Below are 25,248 nucleotides of genomic sequence, written 5' to 3'. Positions count from 1 at the left end.
AGGGGCGTTCAGTCCTGACAGCAGCCGCCCGCCTTCTCGCCGAAGTCGACCGACAGGGGCGCGGAGATCATCTTGTTCAGCTCCTGGAGCTCCATCTCCATCTGCTCTTGTGCCTCGAGATACTCGGCCATCACCGGCATCTCGTTGAGTTCCTCCTGTGCGGCCTGTAGCTCACGGAGGTCCTCGTTGGAGGCGTCGCCGGACTGGCGGGCCATCATGAACTCCTCGCGGAGCTGTTCGAACTCCTGGATGCGCTGTTGGGCCTCCTCGTCGTTCTCGACGGCGCGTTTCGCCTTCGCGAACCGCTGGTAGGAGTCGAGTTCCTGAATGGTCGAACCGAGGTCGCTAGCGAGTTCGGTCACGCGTGCCGCCGTCGCCATCCCCGAATCCGCGTTCGCCTCCGGATCCGCCTCCGTGGGTTCGGTGCTCATGCGTTACCGTTGGACTGTGACCGTTTAGGTTTGCCGAATAGGGGAAAGCGCGCTCGTTTTACGCCTCGGGTCGATACACCGTGTAATGAGTCAAGAGCCGCGCACAGAAGGGGACCTCCGGAACACGGGGATGGCCCTCAAACACGAGCGGACGTGGGATTACGAACTCGACCGCATCGTCGAGGCCGCCGAGGAGCGCAACGCACAGAAGATCGGTCTCCAGTTCCCGGAGGGGTTGAAACGGCGCGCCCCACACGTCGCCGACGACCTCCGCGCCCTCCTCCCGGAGGACGTGACCGTCATGATTTCGGGCAAACCCTGTTACGGTGCCTGTGACCTCGACACGTACATGATGCGCCGGACGGACGTGTTCGTCCACTTCGGCCACTCCCCGATGAAGGAGTCGGACAAGATCATCTACGTCCCGCTGTTCTCGAACGTCGAGGTCGCACCCATCATGGAGGATTCGCTGGAGGAGCTTGCAGACCCCGAGGAGAATCCGGACGTGGGACTCGTCACGACCGCCCAGCACATGAACAAGTTCGACGAGATGCGCGAGTGGCTCGAAGCCCGCGGCTACACCGTCCACACCCGCCGCGGCGACGACCGACTCACCAACGAGGGACAGGTGCTCGGCTGCAACTACGCCTCCGCGGACATCGACGCCGACCAGGTGCTGTACGTCGGCGGCGGGAAGTTCCACCCGCTCGGGCTGGCGATGGAACACCCCGACAAGAACGTCGTCATCGCCGACCCCGTCAACAACGTCGTCACCATCGCGGACACCGAGAAGTTCCTCAAACAGCGCTACGGCGCGGTCCACCGCGCGATGGACGCAGAGACGTGGGGCGTCGTCTTCTGTACCAAAATCGGGCAGGGTCGCTGGGACGTGGCCAACGAAATCGTCGAGAACAACGAGAACGCCTACATGCTGACGATGGACGAGGTCACGCCGGACCGACTCACCCAGTTCGGCTTCGACGCCTACGTCAACACCGGCTGTCCACGCATCACGACCGACGACGGCCCGCAGTTCAAACAGCCCATGCTCACCCCCGGCGAGTACGAGATCGCCATCGGCGAGAAACCGCTCGACGAGCTTTCCTTCGACACCTTCCACGGCACCTGGTGAGGTAACGTGACCGAACGCAGTCAACTCGCACAGCAGCTCGGCGTCGTCGCAGGCTTCGATACCCCGCGTATCGACCTCGAACAGTACCGCACGCCGCCGGAGCTCGCCGCCCACCTCGTCCACGTCGCCGCGCTCCAAGACGACATCGCGGACCGAACCGTCGTCGATTTGGGTTGCGGGACGGGGATGTTGACCCTCGCGAGTGCGCTCGCCGGCGCGCGGCTGTCGGTGGGCGTCGAACTCGACGCCGCCGCGCTCGCGACCGCGAGCGAAAACGAGTCACGCGTCGGCGCGCGCAGCGAGGTAGCGTGGCTCCGCGGCGACGCGACCCGGCCGCCGCTCTCGTGTTCGGACGCGACCGTCGTGATGAATCCACCCTTCGGGGCGCGCGACGGGAACGAACACGCCGACCGCGCCTTCCTCGCTGCGGCCCGAACACTCGGGTCGGTCTCGTACTCCATCCACAACGCCGGCAGCCGCGAGTTCGTCGAGTCGTTCGCCGCAGACGAGGGTGGCGAGGTGACCCACGCCTTCGCCGCCGAGTTCGACGTGCCGAGCCAGTACGACCACCACGACGCGGAGACGCGGACGCTCGACACCGAACTGTTCCGGATACGGTGGGATTAGTTCCCGCGGGTGCTCGCGCGCCGGGCGACCGGGACGCGCGTTTCTCCGCTGACCGCAACGAGCGTTCCCTCGTCGTTCTCGATTGAGAGCCCGCCCACTGCCGTCGTCTCGTTCGCGACGGGTATCGACGTGCGACCCAGCTCGGTCCCGCGTCTGGTGACCGAGAGCCGGAAGCCGTCGCGCGTCGAGACGACTGTGACGTTGCGCCCGTCCATAGTGGGCGTCGCGCGCGACGGCGCTGACGTGTACGCGAGCGTCGACTCGACGCCGTGGTTCAGCCGGACCGTGTACACCGAGCGGTTGCCGACGACGTTCCACTGGACGCGCTGGGCGACGACGGTGTCGCGCCAGCCGACGCCGCCGACCCTCACCGTCCGCGCCTCACCGTCTGCGAGCCGCCCGGCCGGTATCACCGTCTGCCACACCTGCCTGTCCGGGCTGGCGACGATGACGCCGCTCGTCGTCACCCCCGAGGCGTTGTAGATGGGGAGGTCGTACGCGCCGACGTACTGGTCGGGCACGTCCTCGCCGTAGAAGACGGTGTAATCGCGTATTTCGACGCTCTCGTCCGGCGTTGCTGCGTCGTCGACGACGAGCAGATTGTACGGGACGGCGATGCCGGCGACGAGCGCGAGCACACCGACGAGTGTCAGTACGGCGGCCTGTCGTCTGGTCAGGTCCGTCTGTGGCAGCAGTGGTCGGGCCGAACTCTTGGCTGCGAGGGTGACGAGCGCGGCGAGTGCGAACACCGCGGCGACACCGACCGCTCGAAAGAGGACGTACGTGTCCCCACCCTGAAAGAGATACAGCGCCCACAGCCCCTGTGCGGCCGCATACCCGAGGGTTCCGAGCCAGATACGCCCCGGTGATGGGAGCTCCTCGCGCCGGCGAAAGAGGAAGATGGCGAGCACGATACCGATGAAGATGCCGAGCGCGTGACCCTGCACGGCGATATCCGACCAGCCCGGCGTCACGTACCGGGTCGAGCCGCTGGCGGTGAAGACGGGCGAGCGGAGCGCGCTGTAGCCCAGATTCACCAAGTCGCCCGCGACGACGAGCACGAGCGTGACGACGGGGTAGCGGACGAGCGCGAAGCCGGCGAACGCGAACACGACGCCCGAGAAGCCGATGACCGGGCCGAGCGCGAACAGCCCCGTCACGACTGCCAGCACCACCGCGACGACAGGGACGGCGAGAATCCGGACGAACGGATTCGTCCGCCGCGAGCCGAACGACGACGACCCGCGCTGGGTGGGGAAGTGGCTCCACGCGTACTCCGCGAGCGAGCCGAACAGGACAGTGCCGAACAGATTTCCGAGCAGATGGCCCGGTCCGGAGTGTGCCAGCCCCGAGGTGAGGATGCCGAGCGGATAGAAGTACGACCACGAGCGAAACGGGATGACGACGGGGCGATACCAGTTGCCGAGCCCACCCTGTACGAACAGGTAGACGGCGATGACGAGCAGAGTCGTAAACAGCGTCCCCCACGGCACGCCGAGGACGAGCCGCGAGCGGAGCCTTCGTCCCCACTCTCCCCCGGGGCGGGCGAGTCTGAGGACGATACCCACAGAGAGGAGGACCGTCCCGACGAGGAGGAGACGAGAGACGCGAGCGAGCGGGTCCATATCGAGGGGTGCGGGCGGAGCCGTATAGCTATGGCGTGACCACGAGCTTGCCGAACGCGTCGCGCGTTTTCATGTCGGCGAAGGCGGCACCCGTCTCGGCGAGCGGGTAGGTCGCGTCCACCAGCGGCTCGAACCGACCCTCGCCGGCGAGCGAGACGAGCCGTTCGAGCTCCGGCTGGGTCCCCATCGTGCTGCCGAGAATCGCCTGTTGGGAAAGGAAGAATGGCGCGGCGTGCTGGTCGAGCGTCGCGCCGGCGGTCCGACCACAGACGACCTGTGTCCCACCGGTTCGGAGGACGCGACCACAGATGTCGGTGAATGAGCCGGAGAGGTGATTGAGCGCGGCGTCGGCGCTCGACTCACCGGCCCCCGCGACCAGGGTCTCCTCGTCGCCCCCGACGACCACCTCGTCGGCGAACTGCGCGAGTCGGTCGGCCTTCGACTCGGAGGTGGTCGTGCCGACGGTGGTCGCGCCGAGCACGTTCCCCAGTTGGATACTCGCGAGCCCGACCCCGCCGGTCGCACCCGGGACGAAGACGCGGTCGCCGGCCGTCACGTCGGCCTTTCCGAGCATGTGCCACGCGGTGAGATACGCCGTCGGAAGCGCGCTCGCCGCCGCAAACGAGAGCGAATCGGGGAGGGTAATTAGCCGGTGAGCGGGAGCGACTGCCTGCTCCGCAAAGCCACCGTGGTACAGTGAGAACTGCTCGCAGGTGTTCTCGGGGCCTTCGCGACACCGGTCGCAGGTGCCGCAGGTCTGGTTCGGACACAGGAGTACGCGGTCGCCGGCCTCGATATCGGAATCGGCGGGGGCCTCGCGGACGACGCCGGCCGGGTCTAATCCGGAGACGAACGGGAGACTCTCGCCGCGAATCATCGCGGAATCGCCGTCGAGAATCCAGAGGTCGTGGCGGTTGAGCGAGCAGGCCTTCACGTCGACGAGCGCCTCCCCGTCGCCGGGTGTCGGGTCGGGCTGTTCGATGAGGTCGACACCGTCGGGACCGACGAGGTCGGTGAACGCAGCGGCGTGCATACATGCGTCTCGCGGCCGGCCCACAAAACTACCCGCCCCGACGAGTGAGCGTCGTCAGGAGCGCGAAGCCGGCGGCCAGCCCCATCGTCCCCGCGAGCACCGAGAAGGCAACCCGAAAGCTGGTCGCGTCGGCGACGATACCGACCGTCGCCGGAGCGACAGCGCCGACGCCCATCAGTAGCGTCCGCACGAGTCCGAGTCCGCCGCCGGCAATCTCGTCGGGAATCGCCGCCGAGAGATACGCCGCGCGAACCGGTCGGAATCCGTGGCTCCCAATCCCGAGGAGCAACGTCGCGACTCCCAGCGGGAGGAGCGTTCCCCCGACGACGACCAGTCCGACGAGCGCGCCCGTCGCGAGCGCGAGCACGCCGACGACGAGCGGGAGCCGGCCGAGCCGGTCGGAGAGTCCGCCGGTCACCACCTGCACGACGCTGACGGCGAACAGCCCGCTGTAGAGGAGTGCGGCCGTCGACTCCGACAGCCCCCGCTCGACGAGGTAGGTGGGGAGAAACGCCACGACCCCGTTGTAGGCGAAGGAGAAACAGAGGGTCACGGCGACGAACAACAGGAAGCCGCGGTCGCGGAACGGACCGAGATACGGCCGGACGGCGAGGCGGTCGCGCAGGTCGGAGACGCTCGCTCCCGCGCCGGTGTTCGCACGCGGAACCCGGACGAGCAAGCCGACCGTCAGGAGCGCGACGACCCCGCCGACGACGGCGAAGTGGGCCTGCCAGCCGACCGACGAGAGCGCGAAGACGACGGCCGGCGGTGCGACGATACCACCGACCGTGCCGAGGGTGTCGAAGACGCCGAGGGCGCGTCCGGTCCGACTCGGGTACAGTCGGGCGAGCAGTCCGACGGCGACGGTCTTGTGGACGCCCGTGCCGAGCCCGACGAGCAACATCCCGGCGACGAGCAGCGCGTACGAGGTCGGCAGGAGGAGGACGACGGCACCGGCCGCGGCCGTCGCGGCCCCGGCGGCGATGACGCGCACGTCGTCGAGCGCGTCGGCGAGTGCGCCGCTCGGGAACTGCACCACCGCGTAGACGAGCAGCATCGCGGTGTAGGCGACGCCGAGTTCGCTGTTCGAAACCGACAGCGACACCTCGAGCGTCGGGAACAGCGCGGGAAAGCTGTACCGCGCCAGCTTCGCCGTCAGCCAGAGCCCGCCGACGAAGACCAGCGGCTCGACGCCGGGCGAGTCGGACGCGTGGTCGTCGGCCATCTACTCGCGGAGAGCGCGACGACGGGCAAAAGCGGCGTGGCTCAGGCAGAGAGCCACGCGTACGTCTGAAGCGCGCCGAAGACGAGCGCGAGAATGCCGTTCTCGGCGACGAGCAGCGTCCCGGCGTCGGTCACCCGCGCGGCGAGGGTAACCACGCCGAAGACGGTCGCGAGGGCGAGGTTGTACTTCGCGAGCAGCCGCCAGCAGGACTGGTCGATGTCGATGAGTCCGTCAGAGCCCATACCGAAGGGCCACACGGCAATCAAAAAAGCGTCGGGCCCCGGCTACAGCGGCTCGTCGCCCTCGATGATGCGGAGCGCGCGGTCGGCGAGGTTCGGGACTCCCTCGCGCATCTGGGGGTACATGTCGTCGTCGCTGTTCCCCTCGAGATAGCGGCGGAAGAACATCTCGCCGAGACCGGCGAGCTTGTAGACGGCGAGTGCCCGGTAGAACCGGTCGTTGTCGTACGAAAAGCCCGTCAGCTCCTCGTAGCGGTCGACGAGGTCGCGGCGCGTCGGGTAGTCGTCGGTCGCCATGAAGTCGTTCGCGGTGTCGTCACCGCGTGGCGGGTCGGGGTCCTTCGGGTCCCACCAGTAGGAGAGCATCCAGCCGAGGTCGGTCAGGGGGTCACCGAGCGTCGACATCTCCCAGTCCATGACGGCGACGACCTCGGGGTCGGCCTCGGGTCCGTACATCACGTTGTCCAGCTTGTAGTCGCCGTGGACGAGGGTGGCCGGCGGGTCCTCCGGGACGTTGTCCTTCAGCCACGACATCACGTCGTACAGCTCTGGCACCTCGCGCTCCTCGGCGGTCACGTCGAAGGCCCACATCAGCTGTTCGGACCAGCGGTCGACCTGTCGCTCGGTGAACCCCGGGGGGTAGCCGAAGTCGCCGTGTTCGAGCCCGACGGCGTCGTAATCGACCTGGTGGATGCGCGCGAGGTTCGTCACCAGCTCGTAGCCGATCTGCTCGCGCGCCTCGGGATTCTGGAATCGCTCCGGCTCGCCCTCGCGGAGCACGTCGCCCTCGACGTGGCCCATCACGTAGAAGTCCGACCCGAGCACGTCGTGGTCGTCGGAGGCGACGTAGGTCTTCGGCACCCGAACGTCAGTGTCCTGAAGTGCGTCGATGACGCGATACTCGCGGAGCACGTCGTGGGCCGTGTCGGCCGTCTCGCCCGGCGGTGGACGACGGATGACGAGCCGGTCGTCGCCCCACGTCACGAACAGCGTCTCGTTGGAGTGGCCCTCCTGGTGGTGGTGGACCTCGTACTCGTCGACGGGACCGAGCTCCGCTTCGAGGAACGCGGCGAGCTTCTCCACGTCGACGATTCGCTCGAAGTACGTTTTCTCGCTCACGGGTGAACACCTAACATTGTTAGCCGGGGCTTCCGACCGCAAGGAGGAAAGTGTACGGGTTACCCGAGCGCACGCCGAGAGAACATACCAGTCGGCGTACAAAATCTCGCGTCAGGAAACCGATTAGAGCGGGCCGACTGACACTCTGGTGATGGCGCTCCGGTCGCGGCTCCCCTCGCGCGTGGTCGCGACGTACTACGCGTACCAGGCGACGCTCTCCTTCGGGTTCTTCGCGCCGGTGTTCACCATCTTCCTCCTCGCCCGGGACCTCTCGTACACCGAGATTGCGCTCCTCTCGACGGAGAGTGCAATACTCACCGTCGTCGGCGAGGTGCCGAGCGGCTATCTCGGCGACAGACTCGGCCGGCGGACGAGTCTGCTCGTCTCTACGACGGCGATGACGCTCTCTATCGCAGGATTCGTCGTCGCGGAGTCGTTTCCGGCCTTCGTCATCCTCTACGGTCTGTGGGCACTCGCGCGGGTGTTCCGGTCGGGGACCGGGGACGCGTGGCTCTACGAGACGCTTCGAGACCGACTCAACGACGAGCGACGATTCACCGCGGTCCGGGGGCGCGGGCGGGCGGTGACTCTCGGGGTGACGGTGGTCGCGACCCTCGCCGGCGGGGCACTGTACACCGTCCAGCCGGCGCTTCCCTTCGCTGTCTCAGCTGGACTCCACGCGCTCGGGGTCCCGATACTGCTCTCGTTCCCCAAGACGACCGCGTTCGAGGACGGCCGCGATGGTGCCGTCCCAGTGCGTGCCACCGCACGCGTCGTCCGGGAACAGCTCACCGCCCCCGGAACGCGGACGGTCGTCGCCGTCGCCGCGGTGTTGTTCGCGTACACCAACACGGTCAACAGCTACGTCCAGCCGACCGTGCGGGACGTCGTCGGGTTGCCTGTGTCGCTCCTCGGACCCCTGTACGCTGGCTTCACCCTCGTGTCGGCCGTTGCGGGCTACTACACCGGCGCTGTCGACGCATGGCTCGGCTCGCGGCGCACGGTCGTTCTCGCCGCGCCGCTAGTGATTCTCGGCGTCGGTCTCGTGACGCTGTTCCCGCTGCTCGCGATTCCGGCCTTCCTCGCGTACAAGGGAGCAGCGACGCTGCTCCGGAGCGTGACCGCCGGCTTCCTCAACGACCGCGTGACCGACGCCGGCCGGGCGACGACGCTCTCGGCCGCGTCGATGACGTACGCGCTCGCCAGACTCCCGCTGTTGGTCGCGGCGGGCGCGTTCGCGGACCGCCGGGGGCCGCGGCCCGTCTTCGGAGCCGTGGCCGTCGTCTGTTTGCTCGCAATCGCGCTTCTCTGGCTTGCCACGCGGCGAGCCGCTGTCGACGCATAGGTTATCCGACCGCGGTCACAACCTCGCGTATGACCGACCGCGTCAGCGAGGCCGCGGCCCGACTCCGGGCCGCCGACAGCGCCGTCGCCTTCACCGGTGCGGGGCTCTCGACGGCATCCGGGATACCCGACTTCCGCAGCGACGGCGGTATCTGGGACCGGTACGACCCGATGGATTTCCACATCCGTCGCTTCGAGCGCGACCCCGACGGGTTCTGGCGGGACCGCGCCGCGATGGTGGCCGAGGTGTACGACGGCCACGAGCCGAACAGCGCACACGACGCGCTCGCCGGTCTGGAAGCCGACGGCTATCTCGACGCTACCATCACGCAGAACGTCGACGGACTTCACCGCGACGCCGGCAGCGACGACCCCGTCGAGATTCACGGCACCGGGAGCCGGGTCGCCTGCCGGAGCTGCGAGGCGCGGTTCGACGCCGAGCCGTACTACGAGGCCGTGCGCGAGGGAGATATCGACGGCGCGCCGGCGTGTCCCACCTGCGACGGCCTGCTCAAACCCGACGTGGTGTTGTTCGGCGAGCAGATGCCCCTCGGCCCGCTGAATCGCGCTCGTACCCTCACCAGGGAGAGCGACTACTTCCTCGTCGCGGGGTCGTCGCTCAGCGTCGAGCCGGCGGCGTCGCTTCCGGACCTCGCAGCCGACACCGGGAGCACGCTCGTCGTCGTGAACCTCGAAGCGACGCGCGCCGACGAGCGCGCGGAGTTCGTCTTCCACCAGGACGTGACCGACGTGTTGCCGGCGTTGCATGAGGTGACAGCGGAGGTGGACGAGTGATGCTCGTCGGCACACACGAGGGTCTGTATCGAGTCCCTCGCGAGCCGTTTGAGTCGGTCGAGCAACTGTTGGACGGACGTATCAACGATCTTTGGCGTGGCGATAGCTGGTATGCGGCCACCGACGCAGGGCTGTTTGAGTCCACCGACGGAGAACAGTGGCAGCGGCAGTCAGTCGCCGAGAGCGTCGTCGCGGTCACCGGTGACGGAGCATGTGTCTTTGCCGGAACGTACCCAGCACGGGTGTTCGCCCGTGACGCGACCGGAGAATGGCAGGAAGCCGAACAGTTCCGTGCGTGTGCAGACACCGGTCGGTGGGCAGACCGGTCACCGCGGTCGGACGGGTCGCAGGTCCGGTCGATAGCCGTTGACCCGACGGGGCGAATCGTCGCCGGTGTTGAGGTCGGTGGCGCACTCGTCTCTGAGGACCGTGGGGCGACGTGGACGGACCGATCAGAGGGACTCCACGATGACGTTCACGAACTCCATCCCGTCGGAGCAGAGGAGTTCGTCGCCGCCACCGGAAACGGACTCTACCGGACTACCAACGCCGGTCGGTCGTGGCAGCGGCTCGACACCGACTTCCGTGACTTCTGGTACAACTACCACCGGACGGTCACGACCCACGACGGAAGCCTGTTTACCTCCGCCGCCGGCTGGGGACCAGACACGGGGACCGGTGGGGTGTTTAGATACGGCGACGACGGCGTGGACCGAATCGAGACGCCTGTCGACACCGGGTTTCTCGTCGGCTGCGCCGTCGCGAGTGAGGGACTGTACGCCGTGACGCTACAGTGTGGTGATGGGTTCGGACAGTCACATCCCGCTGAAGTGGTCCGGTACGACGGGGAGTGGACCATGCTCGGAACAGTTCCCGCAGGCGGACGGTGTCTCGAACTCGGGTAAGCACTTTTGTCGACGGCAAGCGCGCGGTAGTGTATGCCACACTACGAAGTGGTCGATACAGACGACGTACCGCTGGAAGACCTCTCGGCGTCCGAGGAGATGCCGCCGGACCTGAACATCCGGGCTATCGACGCCGCGCTCGGAACCGAGCAAATCGGCGTAAAATTGTGGTACTTCGAGCCGGGCGAAGAAATCGGCTATCACGCCCACAGCGAACAGGAAGAGCTGTTCTACGTGCTCGAAGGCGAGTTCTCGCTGAAGCTCGGGGAGTCCGGCGAGGAGGAGTACGTCGAGGCCGGTCCCGGAACGTTCTGGGTCGCGAGCCCGGAGATGGGCCACGGCCACCGCTGCGTCGGTGACGAGCAGGGCGTCGTGCTCGCTATTGGTGCGCCGTACGTCGACGACCCCGGATTAGACCCGCACTCGCTCGATTAGAGCGATGCCTCGACTTCCTCCGGGGAGTCGGCGTCGCCGTAGGTAGTGTGGAGGTACTCGACGATGTTCGCCGATTCGGCCATCGTGACGCCGTGTTCGGGGTCGACGAGGACGGGCACGGCCCGCTGGCCCGAGACGGCCTGCACCTCGTTGCGCTTGGAGTGAAGCCCTTCGGTCCAGACGGAGTCGTAGTCGAGTCCGAGGTCGTCCAGCTCGTCGACGACGAGTTCACAGAACGGGCAGCCTTCGAGCCGGTAGAGAACGCGGTCGCTCATACCCGGTCGTTGGACGCCGCGGCACATAATCTCACGGGCGCGGCGAATGCTTTTGTCACGAGCGGGTGACTCGCCGGTATGCCACCTGCTGTCGGCGACACGAGCCCGGAGTTCACCGCGCTGTACTGCGACGGCGAGACGTTTCGCGAGCGCGAAGCGCGTGACCTGCTAGAGGATGGGGGCGTCCTCGTGTTCGCGGGCTTCGCGTTCAATGCCATCAACGAGAACTGGTGGAAACAGTACGCGCGCGCCGGCTGGGACGAGTTCGACGTGCCCGTCGTCCCCGTCGTGCGCGACGGTCCCTACGCGGTGAACGCTTTCCTGCGCGATATCGACGTACCGTTCGACGCCATCGCCGACGTTGAGGGGTCGGTCGCGGAGCGATACGACCTGCTCGTCGAGCGCGAGGGGATGGCCGGGGTTCGGACGGCGCGCCGCTCGGTGTTCGTCGTGGACGAGACGGGCGAGATTCGCTACCGGTGGCTGGCCGACGACTGGATTTCGCCGGTTCCGCGCGGGGAAATCGAGGACGCGGTCGCTGAACTGTCGTAGCGAACAGGTGACACCGGCCCGCCCCGGAGCGGTGTGTCACGCATTCGCCTGTCGCGCTCCGGGCGGCTTACTGACGCACGGAGCCGGTGGCTCGCGTTCGGATAAGAAGCTACGTGTCGCCCCGGATGAGCGGTGGGAGTTCGTCGAAGTGGTCGATTTCGTAGGTTGCCTTCGGTCCCGTCGCCTCGGGCCCGTACGCGACGGCGTCGAGTCCCGCGTCGACCGCGCCCGCGATGTCGTGGTCGTAGCGGTCGCCGACCATCACGGCGTCGGCCGGGTCACCGCCCCACGCGTCGAGTGCGGTCTCGTACATCCGTGAGTCGGGTTTCGTGTAGCCGACTGCCTCGCTCGTCGTAACGGCGTCGAAACAGTCGTCGATGCCGTTGCGCTCGAGCAGGTCGTGGGCCGCGTCCGTGTCGATGTCGCTGATGACGCCGAGATACACGCCCATCTCGTCGAGCGCCTCGATGGCTTCGATGACGCCGTCCTCGGTGCGGGCCGTCTCGTTCGTCGCCGTCTCGAAGATGTCACGCCACTCCGCTTCGGGTGGCGGCGAGCCGTCGAACAGCCGCTCGGTGGCGACCCGGTACCCCTCGCGGGCGGTCTTGTACTCGTTTCCGTCGCGCTCTTTGAAGTAGCTCCCGAGAGCCGATTTCCACCGGTCGAGTGCGTTTTCCGGCAGGTCGTACTCTGCACCGAGCCGGTCGATAAACAGCGCGTACCCCTCACGGATGCTCGGGAGGTGTGCGACCACGCCGCCGAGGTCGAAGAAGACCGCCTCGTAGCGGGTCACGCGTACCTCCGGACGCCGTCGACGAGTTCGGTCTCGACGCGGTCGGTCTGTTCGAGGTGTGCCAGCCCGCTCATCGTCTCGGCGTACATGTATCGCGGCTTGCGCCCCCGTGCGAGCTCCGCCGCGACCTCGGGCATGGTCTCGAAGCCGTCGTCGACGAGGTCCTCGATGGCGTCCAGTCGCTTGTGGAGCCGGCGGCGGTCGCGGTCGAGAATCTCCCCGAACTGCTCGTGTGGCTTGCCGTGCCCGGAGAAGACGCGGTCGGGGTCGTGGGGTTCGAGGCGGTCCAACGCGGTGAACGCGGCCTCGAACGCCTCGGTGTACCCGTCGTCCATCCCGTCGTGGATGACGACCGCGCGGAACGGTTCCATCACGGTGTCGCCCGAAAACAGGAGCGTCTGGTCGTCGTGTTCGAGCAGGTACGCGAGGTGGTCGGCCTGGTGGCCGGGGGTGTGGATTGCCGTTCCGGAGACGGGACCGAACGATGCTTCGCCCGGCGTGAGCCACTCGTCGACCGCCTCGGGGGCGAGCAGTCGCCGGTTCCGCTCGAGCGACTCGACGGCCGACTCGACCTCGTCGTCGAGGGCGTCGCCCGTGATTCCGGCAGCGGCGGCGTTCTCGCGGACGCGGTCGCCGAGTTCGGTCGCGTCCTGTGCGAATCGCTCGCGGACGGAGCCGGGCGCGTAGACCGTCGGGTCGCCGGCGTCGAGCACGGTCTGCACCTGTCCGATGTGGTCGACGTGCGGGTGGGTCAAGACGAGGTGTTCGACGTCAGCGAGGTCGTACCCCGCACGAGCGAGCGTGGATTCGAGACGCTCGTCGGCGGGTGTCTCTTGCTCCGGCGCGGTTGGAATTCCGGCGTCGACGAGCACCGGCTCTGCTCCCCCGAGCAGGTGACAGGCGACGTGGCCCGGTGGCCAGTCGACCGGGAACTCCACCCGGTGGACCGACTGTGTTTGTTGGTCGTGCATACTCGAACCGGACCGTCCGGGCGAATAAACGTTCGGCTCCTCGCGACCGAAAATCTCGAACAACGGCTACGCTCGTCGGTGTGTTTATTTACGCTGGGGCCGCTGTCGCCAAACGAGCTTATGACTGTAAACATGACACGAAACGAACGATTCAGCGTCGACGGCGACGTGATAGTGATTACGGGGTCGAGTCAGGGTATCGGGAAGACGACGGCGGAGACGCTGGCGGCGGACGGCGCGAAGGTCGTCGTCTCCTCGCGTTCACAGGAGAAGGTGGACGCAGTGGCAGAGGAAATCAACGACTCCGACGTGCCGGGCGAGGCAATCGCCGTCGAGTGTGACGTGCGCGACCGCGACGCCGTCGAGGCGCTCATGGACGCGACCGTCGAGGAGTTCGGCCGCATCGACACGCTCGTCAACAACGCCGGCGCGTCCTTCATGGAGAGCTTCGACGACATCTCCGAGAACGGCTGGAAGACCATCGTCGACATCAATCTCCACGGCACATTCCACTGTGCGCAGGCCGCGGGCGAACGGATGCAGGAACAGGGCGACGGCGGGAAAATCATCAACTTCGCGTCCATCGCCGGGACGCGCGGCTCTCCGTACATGAGCCACTACGGCGCGGCGAAGGCCGCCGTCGTCAACTTCACCACGACGCTCTCCGTCGAGTACGCACCCCACGACATCCGGGTCAACTGTATCGCCCCCGGACTCGTCGCCACGCCCGGCGTCGAGTCGCAGATGGGTATCGCAGCCGACAACGTCGACCGCGACAGCGTCGACCGCCAAATCGGCGTGCCCGAAGAGATGGCCGACATCGTCCAGTTCCTCGGCAGTGACGCCTCCTCCTACATCGTCGGCGAGACCATCGTCACGAAGGGGGTCCCGGACATCGGCGAAGGCCGCGACGTATGACCAGCCGCGAGCTGTTCTTGCCCGTGGCCGCCCAGCCGAGCGTCGAATCGCTCGTCGACATGGCGAAGACGGGTGAGGAACTCGGCTACGAGCGCGCGTGGCTCCCCGAGACGTGGGGCCGCGACGCCGTCACCGTCCTCACGAGCATCGCCCGCGAGACCGACGATATCGGCATCGGCACCTCCATCGCGCCGGTGTACTCTCGGTCCCCCGCGCTGCTCGGACAGACCGCCGCCACGCTACAGGAGGTCTCCGACGGTCGATTCCGACTCGGCCTCGGTCCGTCGGGACCCATCGTCGTCGAGAACTGGCACGGCGTCGACTACGGCAACCCCCTGAAGCGAACCCGCGAGACGGTCGATGTCGTCAAGCAGGTGCTCTCGGGCGAGACGGTCGAGTACGACGGCGAGAACTTCGACCTCTCCGGGTTCCGGCTCCGGTGTGCGGCTCCCGACCCCGCGCCCGCGGTCGACGTGGCCGGGATGGGACCGAAGGCGGTCGAGCTGGCCGGACGCTTCGCCGACGGCTGGCACGCGCTCATGTTCACGCGCGACGGCATCAGACAGCGCCACTCGGACCTCGAACGCGGCGCGGAGATGGCCGAGAAGGACGAGGTTCCACGGACGACGATGTCGCTCACCTGTGCGGCACTGGAGGACCGTGAACGCGCCCGCGACATCGTCCGACAACACACGGCCTTCTATCTCGGCTCGATGGGGACCTTCTACCGCGACTCGCTGGCGCGACAGGGCCACGAGGAGACGGCCCACGCCGTCTACGACGCGTGGCAGGAGGGGAACCACGGCGAGGCAGTCGCCGAAATCGACGACGACCTGCTCGACTCGCTGGCCGTGGCCGGCACGCCGGAAGAAGCCCGCGAGCAACTGAACGCGTGGGAAGCTATCGACGCGGTCGACGCCGTCTCCGTCTCCTTCCCGCGGGAGGCGACGCTCGATGAAATCGAAGCGACGACGGAAGCGCTCGCGCCCTAATCGTCGGCCGGCTTCGCGGCGACCTTCTCCGCGAACTGCTCGCGCACCTTCTCGATTTTCGGGTCGGCGTTGAACTGACAGTAGGCGTCGCCCGGATTCTTCTCGTAGTAGTTCTGGTGGTACGCCTCGGCCTCGTAGAAGGTGTCGAGGGGCTCCAGTTCCGTGACGATGTCGTCCTCGTACACGTTCTCGGATTCGAGCCCCTCGATGAACGCGGCCGCGACCTCGCGCTGCTCCTCGCTCTCGTAGAAGATGGCAGACCGGTACTGCTCGCCGATATCCGGCCCCTGTCGGTTCAGCGTCGTCGGGTTGTGAATCGTAAAGAAGACGCGGAGCAGTTCGTCGTAGGTGATTTCTTCGGGGTCATAGGTGATGCGGGTCACCTCGGCGTGGCCCGTCGTGCCCTCACACACCGCCTCGTAGCTGGGGTCGTCGACGTGACCGCCGGCGTACCCTGCGGTCGTCTGCTCGACGCCCGCGAGTTCGTCGAACGCGGCGTCGGTACACCAGAAACAGCCGCCGCCGAACGTCGCCGTCTGGAGTTCGCTCATACGTGACGGAGGGCCTGTGTCCGTTTGAACCTCACGCCGACTGCAAACGGCTAACTGGCCCCCGGACGAACGGCCGGCGTGTCACTCCTCGCGGCCGTTTGGCGCTACGTCGCCGGCCTCCTCGACCGCGCCGGCGTCATCGACGACGAGCGGCTGCGCGACGTGTTCGACCTCTCGTGGCCGCGCATCGTCACCGGCTTCGCCATCATGTCGAAGCGGACCGTCGACTTGGCTATCGTCGGTATCGCGGTCGGAACCGACGCCGTCGCCGGCATCACCGTCGCGAACGGCTTCTGGACGGTCGGGAAGTTCATCTTCATCGGGCTGGCGGGCGGAACTCTCACGCTCGTCTCACAGAACTACGGCGGCGACGAACGCGACCGCGCGACCGCCGTCGTGCAGTTGAGTCTGCTCGCCGCGATACTCCTCGCCGTCCCCATCGCGCTCCTGTACAATCGTGCCAGCGTCCCGCTGGTCGGCCTCATCGACGGGGGCGCGAACGCGACCACCTACGGCGCGACGTATCTCGCGATTCTCGCGCCGGGGCTGCTCTTTGAGGCCGTCAATCTCGTCGCCTCGCGCACCTACGCGGCCGTCGGCAACACGACGACGCCGATGGCGATTCGCGCGACCGGTGCCGCGCTCAACATCGCGTTGAGCGCGACGTTCGTCTTCGTCGCCGACCTTGGGGTGTACGGCGCGGGACTCGGGACGACCGTCGCCACCCTGCTCGTGACCTGCATCTTCGCGTGGGGACTCACCGGGCGAGCGTACGGCGGCCGCGGCGCGAGCCCGCTTCCCATTCTGAACCGCGTCGCCGTCGGCCGAACCCTCCCGCGACAGCTCCTGTCCGTGTCCGTGCCGCTGGTCGCACGCCGCACCGCACAGGGACTGGTCATCTTCCCGCTGCTCGCTATCGCGGCGACGTTCGGCCCGGTCGTGTTGGCGGCGCTCGGCGTCGCCCGCCAGATTCGCCAGCTGCTCAACAGCTTCACGTGGGGCTTTTCCATCGCCGTCTCGACGCTCGTCGGGCAGGCGCTCGGCGCGGGCAAAGAGAGTCTTGCGACGGCGTACAGCCGCGAGGTGACCACGCTCTCCCTGCTCGTGTACCTGGTCGCCGGCGGAGTGGTCCTCCTCGCGGCCCGACCGATTGCGGCCGTCTTCGTCGAGCCGGCGGCCGTGGCGCAGACGGTCCCGTTCGTCGTCGCCGCGGCCGTGAGTTCGGTGCCGCTCGGCGTCGACGGCTCCATCACCGGCACGCTCCGGGGGGCGGGCGACACTCGAATCCCCTTCGCCGCGACGCTCGTCGGCCTGTATCTCGTCGCGCTCCCGGTGGCGTATCTCGGAACGAGAGTCGCTCTCGGTGCCGGCCTGCTGTTGCTCGCGCTCGTCGCCGAGACGACGGTACCGGCGCTCATCAACCTCTGGCGCGTGCGCTCCGGTCGGTGGCTGGCGGTCAGCCGAGCGTATCGACCGTCCGCCGAGGAGTGAGTAGCTGCCGGCAGCTATTTGCCGGTGGCCCTGACACGTCATCGCATGACCGACAGCTACACCGGTGCGGACCTGTTCGTCGACGCGCTCGAAGCGTACGACGTGCCCTACCTGTTCGGCAATCCCGGCACGACCGAACTCCCGCTGATGGAGGCGCTGCCCGACTCGGACATCGAGTACATGCTCGGACTCCACGAGGACGTGGCCGTCGGCGCGGCGGCCGGCTTCGCACAGACCCGCCGCTACCACGCCGACCACGACCCCGACATCTGTCCGGCCGGCGTCGCGAATCTCCACATCACGCCCGGTCTCGCCCACGGTATCGGAAACCTCTACGGCGCGTCGATGACCGGCGCACCGCTCGTCCTCACGGCGGGCAACCACGAGCTCGACTTCCGCCACGAGGAACCCATCCTGACCGGCGACCTCGAAGCGCTCACCGACCAGTTCTGTAAGTACGCCGCCGAGGTCACGTCCGTCGACTCGCTGGCGATGATGGTCAGACGGGCCTTCCGGACGGCGCTCACGCCGCCGACGGGACCGGTCTTCCTCGGGCTTCCGGTCGACGTGATGATGGCCGAGACCGAGGACCGACCCGAGCCGCTCGGGCCGATTCCCGACGCCGGCGGCGGCGACCCGCGGCAGATTCGCGAGGCGGCGGACGCGCTCGTCGAGGCGGACAACCCACTGCTCGTGGTCGGCGACCACGTCGCGCGGGCCGGCACCGACGCCATCGACGCAGCGGTCGAGCTCGCAGAGGCGACCGGGGCGCGCGTCCACGGCGAGATGCTCGGCTCCGAGGTGGCGTTCCCCACCAGCCACGAGCAGTGGCTCTCGTACATGCCACCCCGCGAGAACCTGGCCGTGATGTTACAGAACACGGACACCATCGTCTTCGCGGGCTGTTCGACCAACACGACCCTGTTGCGCCACGAGGAGCCGCTCGTCCCCGAGGACGCGACGACGATTCACCTCTCCGACGACGCGTGGCAGGTCGGGAAGAACGAGCCGGCCGACGTAGCCGTCATCGGTGACCCCGGGCGCATCATGGGGTCGATTGCCACCCGCGTCGACGACAAGCTTGACGCTGAGACGCTGGAGGCGCGGCTCTCGCACGTCGCTGCGATGAAGCAGTCGATGGCCGCCTCGATGGACGCGATGGGGGAGGGAGACGCCCCGGAATCCGACCCCCGGGCGTCCAAGCGCGAGGTCGTGGAGGCCATCATCGAGGCCGACGTCGACCCGCGCATCGTCGATGAGGGAATCACCGCGAAGTACGCGCTGCTCACCCACTACCCGCTCGAACCGGAGAGCTACTTCTCGAACAAGGGCGGCGGACTCGGCTACGGGCTGCCGGCCGCAATCGGGGCCGCCGCGGCCGAGTCCCTGCAGGACGAACCGCGCGACGTGCTCGGTCACATCGGCGACGGCTCGTATCTCTACTACCCGCAGAGCATCTACACCGCCGTCCGCCACGGCCTCGACTTGACCGTCCTCGTCGTCGACAACCGGAACTATCGAATTTTGAAAGATAACACGAACAGCATGTTCGGCGGGGACGACGACGATCACGACTACGTCGGCATGGACTTCGACCCGCACGTCGATATTCCGATGAACGCCGAGAGCCACGGCGCGCGCGGCCACCTCGTCGAGACCATCGACGAACTCGGCCCGGTGCTGAACGAGGCGTTCTCGACTCCGGGCGTCGACGTCATCGACACCCTCGTCCACGACTGACGTCCCTCACTCGGTGTTTTCTCGCGCGCGCTCGCCCATCGCCCGCACGCCGCGCTGGATGTGGCCAGCGTCCGTCCCGGCGATGAGGTAGTCGAATCCCCACTCACAGTAGCGGTCAACACCGTCTGGACTCGTCGCGAGCGTACCGACCGGCGTCTCGGTCGCGTCGCCGGCAGCGAGCACCGTCTCGACTGCCTCCCGGAACACGTCGCCCTCGAACCGGCCGAACACGCCGAGATTCGCCGAGAGGTCTGCCGGCCCGACGAACAACGCGTCGACGCCGTCGACGGCCGCGATTTCGTCCACGCTGTCGAGCCCGGCCCGTGTCTCGATTTGGACGATGAGCGTTATCTCGTCGTTGGCAGTCGCGACGTACTCGCCGAGGTCGCGACCGTACGCCGAGGCGCGGGTGCCGGCGACACCACGACTCCCGTCTGGCGGATACCGCGCCGCCTCGACCGCCTCGCGGGCCTCGGTTGCGGATTCGACCATCGGCACCATCACACCCTGTGCGCCCACGTCGAGCAGTCGTTTGATAGCGCCGGTGTCGTTGTCGAGCGCGCGGGCGAACGGGACCGCCTCCCCGTCTGCGGCCTCGATAGCCCGAATCTGGTTCGCGATGGTGGCCGTGCTGTTGGGCGCGTGTTCGGTGTCGAGCATGACGAACTCGGCGTCGGGGGCGACCATCTCGGCGACGGCCGGGTCGGCCAGCGAGACCCACGCGCCGACGGTGAACGTGTCGGTGGAGAACATAGCAGGTGGGCCGCAGGGGACGGGCAAAAGTGCTGGCTCTCAGTCGTCCGTGGCGAGGTCGAAGGCGACGCGGCCACCTTCCTCGCTCGTCTCCGGGAATATCTTCCCCGGATTGAGGATGTCCGCCGGGTCGAAGGCGCGTTTCACCTGTCGCATCAGCTCTACGGCGACCGCGCCGTGCTCGCGTTCGAGATACTCCCGCTTGCCGAGCCCGACGCCGTGTTCGCCGGTGGCCGTACCACCCATCTCGATGGCGCGTTTCACGACGTCCGAGTACACCGCCTCGGCGGCGGCGCGCATCTCCGGGTCGCTCGGGTTCGCGAGCACGGAGTAGTGGACGTTGCCGTCGCCGGCGTGTCCGAAGCAGGGGACGAGCAGGTCCTCCTCGCGGCCGCGCTGTTTCGCGTAGCGGATTATCTCACCCAACTTCGAGATGGGGACCGTGATGTCGCCGGGGTGGACGGGCGAGAGGTCGGGGTCGTAGCTGCTGACGGCGAAGGCCAACTCCTCGCGCGCTTCCCACAGCGTGTCCATCTCCTCGTCGCTCGCGATGTCGAACCGTTCGACGCCGTGGCTCTCGAACAGCGACCGACAGAAGTCGATTTCCGCCTCGATGCCGTGGTTTGCGTGGAACTCGACGAACAACATCGCGGAGTCGGGCAGGTCGAGCCCCTGATACGCGTTCGCCATCGCGCCGGCGGTCTCGTCGACGAGTTCGATTTTCGCCACGTCGACGCCCGACTGCACGGCGTCGGCGACGGCATCGGTCGCCGCATCGAGAGAAGGGAAGACGGCGCGGCCGCCGCGAATCTGCTCCGGTCGCCCGGCGAGTTCGAGCGTGGCGCGGGTCACCACGGCGAGCGTTCCCTCCGACCCGACGAGCAGGTCGGCGAGGTTGTAGCCGGCACTCGTCTTCTTCGCCTTCGAGCCGGCCGTGAATACCTCTCCCTCGGCGGTGACCGCCTCGAGTTCGAGTACCCAATCGCCCACCTCGCCGTACTTGACGGTCTGCATTCCAGAGGCGTCGTTGGCTATCATCCCGCCGATGGTCGAGAGGTCACCCGAGGAGGGGAGCGGCGGGAAAAAGAGCCCCTCCTCGGCGACGCGCTCCTCGACCGCGGAGCCGAGCACGCCGGGTCCCACGTCGATTTGGAAGTCGGCCGGACGCACGTCGTGAATCGCGTCCATCCGGGTGAGGTCGAGACTGATGCCGGCGAACGCGGGGACGGCGTTGCCCTCCATCGACGTGCCGGCCGCGTAGGGGGTGACGGGAATCTCGCGGTCGTGTGCGCCCGCGAGTACGGCAGCCACGTCCGCGGTCGATTCGGGGAAGACGACGGCGTCGGGAACGGTCGCGTGACCGCTCTCGCGGGACCCCCAGTCGGAGGCGTGTGACTCACGCGTCGCGTCGGTGAAGGCGACCTGGTCGTCGGACAGCAGGTCGGTGAGAAACGTACAGTCGTGGCTCATACCCGATGAGATGGGTCGACCGTGATAAATCTACGCACGGTCGTTCGACGCGACGTTACGGTGCGCGTCCGTCGGTAACTGTCGAGCGGTAATCGGCTAACAGTCGTATCGCTGGGTGGGATTTCGTTACCATCGTTCACCCGTATGGCAAGCTTTTCGGTGTCCCGTTCGGAGTAGCAAACGTATGAGTAACTTAGTCACGGACATCGAGAAGACCGTGGGAGAGCATCCGGACGCGACGGCGCTCGGCTACGACGGCCACGAGTTCACCTACGAGCAGTTCTGGGCCCAGACGGGCCAGTTCGCACAGGCGCTCGCGGACGCGGGCGTCGAGCCAGGCGACCGCGTCGGACTGTATCTGCCGAACGTCCCACAGTACGTCCTCTCCTTCGTCGGAACGCTTCGCGCCGGCGGTATCGTCGTGCCGATGAACCCGCAGTATCGCTCGCGGGAGATTAGCCACCTGCTCTCGGACTCGGGCGCGAAGGCGGTCATCACGCTGGCCGACCTCGTCCCCGAGGTGAAGCAGGTACAGGACGACACCGAGGTGGAGACCGTCGTCTCCGTCGGCGGTCCCGCCGAGGGCGCGACGGAGTTCGACGCGTTCCTCGCCGACGAGATGCTCCCCGTCCAGGACCGCGAGGACGACGACGTGGCGGTCCAGCCGTACACGTCCGGCACGACCGGCCAGCCGAAGGGCGTGCTGCTCACCCACCACAACCTCACGTTCGACGCACGCGCCTCCGCGAAGATCCACGACGGCATCGACGTGGACGACAAGTTCCTCGGCGTGCTCCCGCTGTTCCACATCTACGGGATGACCATCACGATGATCTCGACGCTGTTCGAGGGTGGCTCCTACTGGCCGATGCCGGAGTGGGACGCCGAGGCCGCGCTGGAACTCATCGAGAGTCAGGGCATCACCCACGTCCACGGCGTGCCGGCGATGTTCAACGACGTGGTCAACACGCCCGGCGCAGAGGAGTACGACCTCTCGTCCGTCGAGTTCGCCAACTCCGGCGGCGACTCGCTGCCAATCGAAGTGATGGAGCAGTTCGAGTCGATGTACGACGTGGAGCTGTTCGAGGGGTACGGCCTGACCGAGACCGCGCCGGTCACGCACGCCAACCGCCCGAACGACCGACGCCCCGGCTCCATCGGGAAGACGCTCCCCGGCATCGAGTCGAAGATCGTCGACCACGACTTCAACGAGCTGCCACCCGTCGAGAAAGGACCCGTCGACGACGAGACGGAACTCGACGACGTGGTCGGTGAGCTCGTCATCCACGGCCCGAACGTGATGCAGGGGTACTACCAGCTGCCGGAGGCCAACGAGGAGGCGTTCACCGAAGTCGACGGCAAGCGCTGGTTCCACACCGGCGACCTCGGCTACCAGGACGAGGACGGCTTCTTCTACGTCGTCGACCGCGAGAAGCACATGATCGTCACGGGCGGGTACAACGTCTACCCGCGAGAGGTCGAGGAACTGCTCTTCGAGCACCCCGACGTGGCAGACGCCGCCATCGTCGGCATCCCGGACGAGCGCCGCAACGAGACGGTGAAGGCGTTCATCGTCCTGAAGCCGGGTGCCGAGGTGACCGAAGACGAGATTCAGCAGTACTGTCTCGACAACCTCGCGCCGTACAAACACCCGCGTGAGGTCGAGTTCGTCGACGAACTCCCCCGCACCTCCACCGGGAAGGTCCAGAAGTTCGAACTCCGCGACGCGTAAGCGACCTCCCGTTTTTCGATGTTCACGCTTTCAACAGCGTCGCGTTCACGAGCAGGAGACACGCGACGGCCACGCCGGCACAGGCCAGATACGTCGGCGTGAAGCCGACGGCCTCGGCGATTGGGAGTGCCGCAAGCGGGCCGACGGAGAGCCCGATATCGCCGAAGACGTTGTAGACCCCGGCGAGTCGGCCGAGTTCGTCACCGGGCGCGATATCGCCGAGCGTCGCCAACAGCGCCGGCCCGACCGCTCCCGTGCCGGCTCCGACGAGGACAATCCCGGCGGTGACGCCCGGAAGATTTCCAGAGAGCGCGAGCAGGGCGTAGCCGGCCGCCAGCAGGGCAAAGCCGGGGAGCGTCACGACCGCTCGCGAGTCGACGGTGTCGGAGACGCGCCCCGAGACGACCGTCGCGCCCGCGCTGGCGACGACTCCGAGTCCGGTGACGAGTCCCGAGACCCCGGCCGCGGTCAGCGCCCCGATGGTGAGACCGAGGTAGTCGGCGTACTGGACCGCGGTCGTGAGCAGGACGCCGCCGAAGAGGAGTCGGACCCCCGCGTTCGCCAGCCCGATTGGGAGCACGCCAGGGAGTGAGCGCACGGTCTCGGGGAGGTCACGGAGCCGCGGCGTGCGCCCGTCGGTCCCACTCGGCTGCACGTCCGGCAGAACGTACCAGCCGAGGACGCCGGCGGCGAGCGCGAGGGTACCGGCCGCGAGGAACGCAGTCGTGATGTCGAACACGTCGGCGACGATGCCGCCGACGACGAGTCCGGTTGGGAACCCCATCGACTGGCCGGCACGCATGTACCCCGTCCAGCGGCCGCGATTCGACTGGTCGGTCACGCCGGTAATGATGGCGAACGCCCCGATGAAGACGAACGCGCTGCCGAGTCCCCAGAAGATTCGCGCGCTGATAAAGACGAGCGCCGGGAGCGAGACGGTCCCGACGGCGGGCAGGACGAAGAGATCGACACGCGGGACGTTGAGTCCGAGCACGTAGCCGAACGGCGCGAGCCCCTGCACGAACAGGCCGACGATCATCGGGCGGCGCGGACCGACCCGGTCGATGACGTTGCCGGCCGGCGTGTTCGCGACCAGCCGGGCGATGCGGTTCGCCGAGAGGATAAATCCCAACAGGGCAGCGGAGATGCCGAGATACTGGTCCAACAGCGGGAGCGTCGGGAAGGCGACGCCGGTCGCCACGCCGCCGAGGAAGACGCCGGCCGTCACCGCGAGTGCGATAGCCCGGACGGAGTGGTCGTGGCTATCGTCCATACCCGGGCGTCGAACAAGGGACTAACAAGTCTGCCGGAGTCACGACGACCCCGGCGGGAGCGTCAGCGATTCGCGGCGACCGTCGAGGAGGTCGAACTGTTCGCCGCGGCGCTGTTCGAGCCAGTAGAGCAGTCGCGCCGCCCACTCCAGTTTGTGCCGTTTCGCGTCGCCGACGGTCGGGTCGTCGAAGTCCCAGCCGGCAAACCGGAGTTCTGCCGCACCAAAGGCGTCGGCGATGAACGCCGCGCGGTCGCCGTCGGTGAAGCCGCCGAAGTTCTCGGTGGGTCCCGTCGGGGAACACTGGACCGTGGGGAGCACGAACTCGCCGTCGTACCCCGGTATCTCGCGCTGGACGAGGTCGACGTTGTCGCCGTGGGCGTGAGCCGCGACGGGCACGCCCTCGCGGGTGAGATGGCGCGCCGTGTCGGGGTTCTTGTCCAAATCGGTCACCATGAGGTCGACGTCGACGCGTGCCTCGCGGAGCGTGTCGGCGGCGACGCTGGCGGCGACGACCACGTCGGCGCGTCGCGCGACACCCAGTTCCTCGGCAAGCGAGTCGGCACCGCCACAGATTGCGACGGTCGCATCTCGGACGTGGGCGAGCTTCCGGTGGTCGAACGGTTCGCACAACAACGCGAGTTCGTCGCGGGCTCGTTCGTCGCCGGCCGGGTCGTAGCCGAAGCTGTCGAGTATCGACTCGTACACCGGTCGCCACGTGTCGTAGCGCATCACCCAAAGAACGGACCGCTGGCCCAGTGGTCACAAGGTACCCCTACCCAGCGTGACCCCTGGGCTTCCATCCGGCGGTACTCTCGGGTTCGGTATAA

At 67.5% G+C, this 25,248-nt stretch carries 26 protein-coding genes; 12 read left to right on the top strand and 14 right to left on the bottom strand.

What is annotated here, in order from left to right; genetic code table 11:
- Positions 1–8: 8 nt before the first annotated feature.
- Positions 9–431 carry a YlbF family regulator gene (locus tag DM818_RS12260; protein WP_079988851.1) on the bottom strand — a complete coding sequence of 141 codons (423 nt, stop codon included), beginning with the start codon at positions 429–431 and terminating at the stop codon, positions 9–11.
- Positions 432–516: 85 nt separating this feature from the next.
- On the opposite strand from DM818_RS12260, the gene dph2 reads away from it, so the two are divergent.
- The gene (gene dph2 / locus DM818_RS12255) at positions 517–1,563 is read left to right on the top strand and encodes a diphthamide biosynthesis enzyme Dph2 (RefSeq protein WP_075936449.1); all 1,047 of its coding nucleotides are present in this window, start codon (positions 517–519) and stop codon (positions 1,561–1,563) included.
- A 6-nt stretch (positions 1,564–1,569) separates the two neighbouring features.
- Positions 1,570–2,190, top strand: coding sequence for an METTL5 family protein (locus DM818_RS12250; RefSeq protein WP_075936450.1), 621 nt, complete (start codon positions 1,570–1,572; stop codon positions 2,188–2,190).
- Here the strand turns inward: DM818_RS12250 and DM818_RS12245 are convergent.
- From DM818_RS12245 to DM818_RS12225, 5 genes are read right to left on the bottom strand one after another with little or no spacing between them, the layout of a single operon-like run.
- The gene (locus DM818_RS12245) at positions 2,187–3,815 is read right to left on the bottom strand and encodes a rhomboid family intramembrane serine protease (RefSeq protein ID WP_123124094.1); all 1,629 of its coding nucleotides are present in this window, start codon (positions 3,813–3,815) and stop codon (positions 2,187–2,189) included. The genes DM818_RS12250 and DM818_RS12245 overlap by 4 nt on opposite strands.
- 28 nt (positions 3,816–3,843) lie before the next feature.
- Complete coding sequence (locus tag DM818_RS12240) at positions 3,844–4,848, bottom strand: alcohol dehydrogenase catalytic domain-containing protein (RefSeq protein ID WP_075936452.1); 1,005 nt, start codon at positions 4,846–4,848, stop codon at positions 3,844–3,846.
- Between the two features lie 28 nt (positions 4,849–4,876).
- The gene (locus tag DM818_RS12235) at positions 4,877–6,073 is read right to left on the bottom strand and encodes an MFS transporter (protein WP_075936453.1); all 1,197 of its coding nucleotides are present in this window, start codon (positions 6,071–6,073) and stop codon (positions 4,877–4,879) included.
- Between the two features lie 41 nt (positions 6,074–6,114).
- Positions 6,115–6,315 (bottom strand): hypothetical protein, encoded by a 201-nt coding sequence (locus tag DM818_RS12230; RefSeq protein ID WP_075936454.1) that lies wholly within the window; start codon positions 6,313–6,315, stop codon positions 6,115–6,117.
- A 42-nt stretch (positions 6,316–6,357) separates the two neighbouring features.
- Complete coding sequence (locus DM818_RS12225) at positions 6,358–7,431, bottom strand: phosphotransferase family protein (RefSeq protein WP_075936455.1); 1,074 nt, start codon at positions 7,429–7,431, stop codon at positions 6,358–6,360.
- 151 nt (positions 7,432–7,582) lie between these two features.
- Between DM818_RS12225 and DM818_RS12220 the strand changes: the two genes are divergently transcribed.
- Genes DM818_RS12220 through DM818_RS12205 form a run of 4 tightly spaced genes read left to right on the top strand, consistent with a single transcriptional unit; the run spans position 7,583 to position 10,910 of the window.
- A complete protein-coding gene (locus DM818_RS12220) occupies positions 7,583–8,776 on the top strand; it encodes an MFS transporter (protein ID WP_123124095.1) in 1,194 nt (397 codons plus the stop codon).
- 29 nt (positions 8,777–8,805) lie between these two features.
- Positions 8,806–9,570, top strand: a complete 765-nt coding sequence (locus DM818_RS12215) for an SIR2 family NAD-dependent protein deacylase (RefSeq protein WP_123124096.1) — start codon at positions 8,806–8,808, stop codon at positions 9,568–9,570.
- Positions 9,570–10,475, top strand: a complete 906-nt coding sequence (locus DM818_RS12210; protein WP_148040771.1) for a WD40/YVTN/BNR-like repeat-containing protein — start codon at positions 9,570–9,572, stop codon at positions 10,473–10,475. The genes DM818_RS12215 and DM818_RS12210 overlap by 1 nt, the downstream gene beginning before the upstream one ends.
- A 33-nt stretch (positions 10,476–10,508) precedes the next feature.
- Positions 10,509–10,910 (top strand): cupin domain-containing protein, encoded by a 402-nt coding sequence (locus DM818_RS12205; RefSeq protein ID WP_075936459.1) that lies wholly within the window; start codon positions 10,509–10,511, stop codon positions 10,908–10,910.
- On the opposite strand, the gene DM818_RS12200 is transcribed toward DM818_RS12205, so the two are convergent.
- Positions 10,907–11,185 (bottom strand): glutathione S-transferase N-terminal domain-containing protein, encoded by a 279-nt coding sequence (locus DM818_RS12200; protein WP_075936460.1) that lies wholly within the window; start codon positions 11,183–11,185, stop codon positions 10,907–10,909. The genes DM818_RS12205 and DM818_RS12200 overlap by 4 nt on opposite strands.
- Before the next feature lie 78 nt (positions 11,186–11,263).
- Between DM818_RS12200 and DM818_RS12195 the strand changes: the two genes are divergently transcribed.
- Positions 11,264–11,737: a redoxin domain-containing protein gene (locus tag DM818_RS12195; RefSeq protein WP_075936461.1), complete on the top strand. Its 474-nt coding sequence runs from the start codon at positions 11,264–11,266 to the stop codon at positions 11,735–11,737.
- Between the two features lie 109 nt (positions 11,738–11,846).
- Here DM818_RS12195 and DM818_RS15030 read toward each other — a convergent pair whose 3' ends face one another.
- Entirely contained in the window at positions 11,847–12,530 is a 684-nt protein-coding gene (locus DM818_RS15030; RefSeq protein WP_158601431.1) for an HAD family hydrolase, read from the bottom strand.
- Entirely contained in the window at positions 12,527–13,501 is a 975-nt protein-coding gene (locus DM818_RS12185) for an MBL fold metallo-hydrolase (protein WP_153952634.1), read from the bottom strand. Before DM818_RS12185 ends, DM818_RS15030 begins: the two co-directional genes overlap by 4 nt.
- A gap of 132 nt (positions 13,502–13,633) precedes the next feature.
- Here DM818_RS12185 and DM818_RS12180 point away from each other — a divergent pair, with 132 nt between their 5' ends.
- Both DM818_RS12180 and DM818_RS12175 read left to right on the top strand, forming a co-directional pair.
- Complete coding sequence (locus tag DM818_RS12180) at positions 13,634–14,419, top strand: SDR family NAD(P)-dependent oxidoreductase (RefSeq protein ID WP_075936464.1); 786 nt, start codon at positions 13,634–13,636, stop codon at positions 14,417–14,419.
- Complete coding sequence (locus DM818_RS12175; RefSeq protein ID WP_123124099.1) at positions 14,416–15,411, top strand: TIGR04024 family LLM class F420-dependent oxidoreductase; 996 nt, start codon at positions 14,416–14,418, stop codon at positions 15,409–15,411. The genes DM818_RS12180 and DM818_RS12175 overlap by 4 nt, the downstream gene beginning before the upstream one ends.
- On the opposite strand, the gene msrA is transcribed toward DM818_RS12175, so the two are convergent.
- The gene (msrA, locus tag DM818_RS12170; RefSeq protein WP_123124100.1) at positions 15,408–15,962 is read right to left on the bottom strand and encodes a peptide-methionine (S)-S-oxide reductase MsrA; all 555 of its coding nucleotides are present in this window, start codon (positions 15,960–15,962) and stop codon (positions 15,408–15,410) included. The two genes, DM818_RS12175 and msrA, sit on opposite strands and share 4 nt — an antisense overlap.
- Positions 15,963–16,040: 78 nt before the next feature.
- Between msrA and DM818_RS12165 the strand changes: the two genes are divergently transcribed.
- Positions 16,041–17,453: an MATE family efflux transporter gene (locus DM818_RS12165; RefSeq protein ID WP_123124101.1), complete on the top strand. Its 1,413-nt coding sequence runs from the start codon at positions 16,041–16,043 to the stop codon at positions 17,451–17,453.
- Between the two features lie 45 nt (positions 17,454–17,498).
- Positions 17,499–19,193 carry a thiamine pyrophosphate-binding protein gene (locus DM818_RS12160; RefSeq protein ID WP_075936468.1) on the top strand — a complete coding sequence of 565 codons (1,695 nt, stop codon included), beginning with the start codon at positions 17,499–17,501 and terminating at the stop codon, positions 19,191–19,193.
- Between the two features lie 6 nt (positions 19,194–19,199).
- Here the strand turns inward: DM818_RS12160 and DM818_RS12155 are convergent, their stop codons facing one another.
- Complete coding sequence (locus tag DM818_RS12155) at positions 19,200–19,946, bottom strand: HpcH/HpaI aldolase family protein (RefSeq protein WP_123124102.1); 747 nt, start codon at positions 19,944–19,946, stop codon at positions 19,200–19,202.
- Between the two features lie 39 nt (positions 19,947–19,985).
- Positions 19,986–21,416, bottom strand: a complete 1,431-nt coding sequence (locus DM818_RS12150) for an FAD-binding oxidoreductase (RefSeq protein ID WP_075936470.1) — start codon at positions 21,414–21,416, stop codon at positions 19,986–19,988.
- A 184-nt stretch (positions 21,417–21,600) separates the two neighbouring features.
- Here DM818_RS12150 and DM818_RS12145 point away from each other — a divergent pair, with 184 nt between their 5' ends.
- On the top strand, positions 21,601–23,148 hold the full coding sequence (locus DM818_RS12145; RefSeq protein WP_075936471.1) for a long-chain-fatty-acid--CoA ligase: 1,548 nt from the start codon (positions 21,601–21,603) through the stop codon (positions 23,146–23,148).
- Positions 23,149–23,170: 22 nt separating this feature from the next.
- On the opposite strand, the gene DM818_RS12140 is transcribed toward DM818_RS12145, so the two are convergent.
- Both DM818_RS12140 and DM818_RS12135 read right to left on the bottom strand, forming a co-directional pair.
- Positions 23,171–24,421: an MFS transporter gene (locus DM818_RS12140; protein WP_075936472.1), complete on the bottom strand. Its 1,251-nt coding sequence runs from the start codon at positions 24,419–24,421 to the stop codon at positions 23,171–23,173.
- Between the two features lie 39 nt (positions 24,422–24,460).
- The gene (locus DM818_RS12135) at positions 24,461–25,150 is read right to left on the bottom strand and encodes a 6-hydroxymethylpterin diphosphokinase MptE-like protein (RefSeq protein WP_075936473.1); all 690 of its coding nucleotides are present in this window, start codon (positions 25,148–25,150) and stop codon (positions 24,461–24,463) included.
- Positions 25,151–25,248: the final 98 nt, after the last annotated feature.

The sequence above is a fragment of the Halosegnis longus genome (assembly GCF_009663395.1).
GTDB lineage: Archaea > Halobacteriota > Halobacteria > Halobacteriales > Haloarculaceae > Halosegnis > Halosegnis longus.
Note: the sequence above shows the minus strand (reverse complement) of the source record. Positions and strands in the feature narration are given on the sequence as shown.

Excerpts from the sequence above, each read along its gene's own strand:
- DM818_RS12260 (WP_079988851.1), bottom strand. The coding sequence starts at position 431 with ATGAGCACCGAACCCACGGAGGCGGATCCGGAGGCGAACGCGGATTCG.
- dph2 (WP_075936449.1), top strand. The coding sequence starts at position 517 with ATGAGTCAAGAGCCGCGCACAGAAGGGGACCTCCGGAACACGGGGATG.
- DM818_RS12245 (WP_123124094.1), bottom strand. The coding sequence starts at position 3,815 with ATGGACCCGCTCGCTCGCGTCTCTCGTCTCCTCCTCGTCGGGACGGTC.
- DM818_RS12240 (WP_075936452.1), bottom strand. The coding sequence starts at position 4,848 with ATGCACGCCGCTGCGTTCACCGACCTCGTCGGTCCCGACGGTGTCGAC.
- DM818_RS12235 (WP_075936453.1), bottom strand. The coding sequence starts at position 6,073 with ATGGCCGACGACCACGCGTCCGACTCGCCCGGCGTCGAGCCGCTGGTC.
- DM818_RS12230 (WP_075936454.1), bottom strand. The coding sequence starts at position 6,315 with ATGGGCTCTGACGGACTCATCGACATCGACCAGTCCTGCTGGCGGCTG.
- DM818_RS12220 (WP_123124095.1), top strand. The coding sequence starts at position 7,583 with ATGGCGCTCCGGTCGCGGCTCCCCTCGCGCGTGGTCGCGACGTACTAC.
- DM818_RS12215 (WP_123124096.1), top strand. The coding sequence starts at position 8,806 with ATGACCGACCGCGTCAGCGAGGCCGCGGCCCGACTCCGGGCCGCCGAC.
- DM818_RS12210 (WP_148040771.1), top strand. The coding sequence starts at position 9,570 with ATGCTCGTCGGCACACACGAGGGTCTGTATCGAGTCCCTCGCGAGCCG.
- DM818_RS12205 (WP_075936459.1), top strand. The coding sequence starts at position 10,509 with ATGCCACACTACGAAGTGGTCGATACAGACGACGTACCGCTGGAAGAC.
- DM818_RS12200 (WP_075936460.1), bottom strand. The coding sequence starts at position 11,185 with ATGAGCGACCGCGTTCTCTACCGGCTCGAAGGCTGCCCGTTCTGTGAA.
- DM818_RS12195 (WP_075936461.1), top strand. The coding sequence starts at position 11,264 with ATGCCACCTGCTGTCGGCGACACGAGCCCGGAGTTCACCGCGCTGTAC.
- DM818_RS12185 (WP_153952634.1), bottom strand. The coding sequence starts at position 13,501 with ATGCACGACCAACAAACACAGTCGGTCCACCGGGTGGAGTTCCCGGTC.
- DM818_RS12180 (WP_075936464.1), top strand. The coding sequence starts at position 13,634 with ATGACACGAAACGAACGATTCAGCGTCGACGGCGACGTGATAGTGATT.
- DM818_RS12175 (WP_123124099.1), top strand. The coding sequence starts at position 14,416 with ATGACCAGCCGCGAGCTGTTCTTGCCCGTGGCCGCCCAGCCGAGCGTC.
- msrA (WP_123124100.1), bottom strand. The coding sequence starts at position 15,962 with ATGAGCGAACTCCAGACGGCGACGTTCGGCGGCGGCTGTTTCTGGTGT.
- DM818_RS12160 (WP_075936468.1), top strand. The coding sequence starts at position 17,499 with ATGACCGACAGCTACACCGGTGCGGACCTGTTCGTCGACGCGCTCGAA.
- DM818_RS12155 (WP_123124102.1), bottom strand. The coding sequence starts at position 19,946 with ATGTTCTCCACCGACACGTTCACCGTCGGCGCGTGGGTCTCGCTGGCC.
- DM818_RS12150 (WP_075936470.1), bottom strand. The coding sequence starts at position 21,416 with ATGAGCCACGACTGTACGTTTCTCACCGACCTGCTGTCCGACGACCAG.
- DM818_RS12145 (WP_075936471.1), top strand. The coding sequence starts at position 21,601 with ATGAGTAACTTAGTCACGGACATCGAGAAGACCGTGGGAGAGCATCCG.
- DM818_RS12140 (WP_075936472.1), bottom strand. The coding sequence starts at position 24,421 with ATGGACGATAGCCACGACCACTCCGTCCGGGCTATCGCACTCGCGGTG.
- DM818_RS12135 (WP_075936473.1), bottom strand. The coding sequence starts at position 25,150 with ATGCGCTACGACACGTGGCGACCGGTGTACGAGTCGATACTCGACAGC.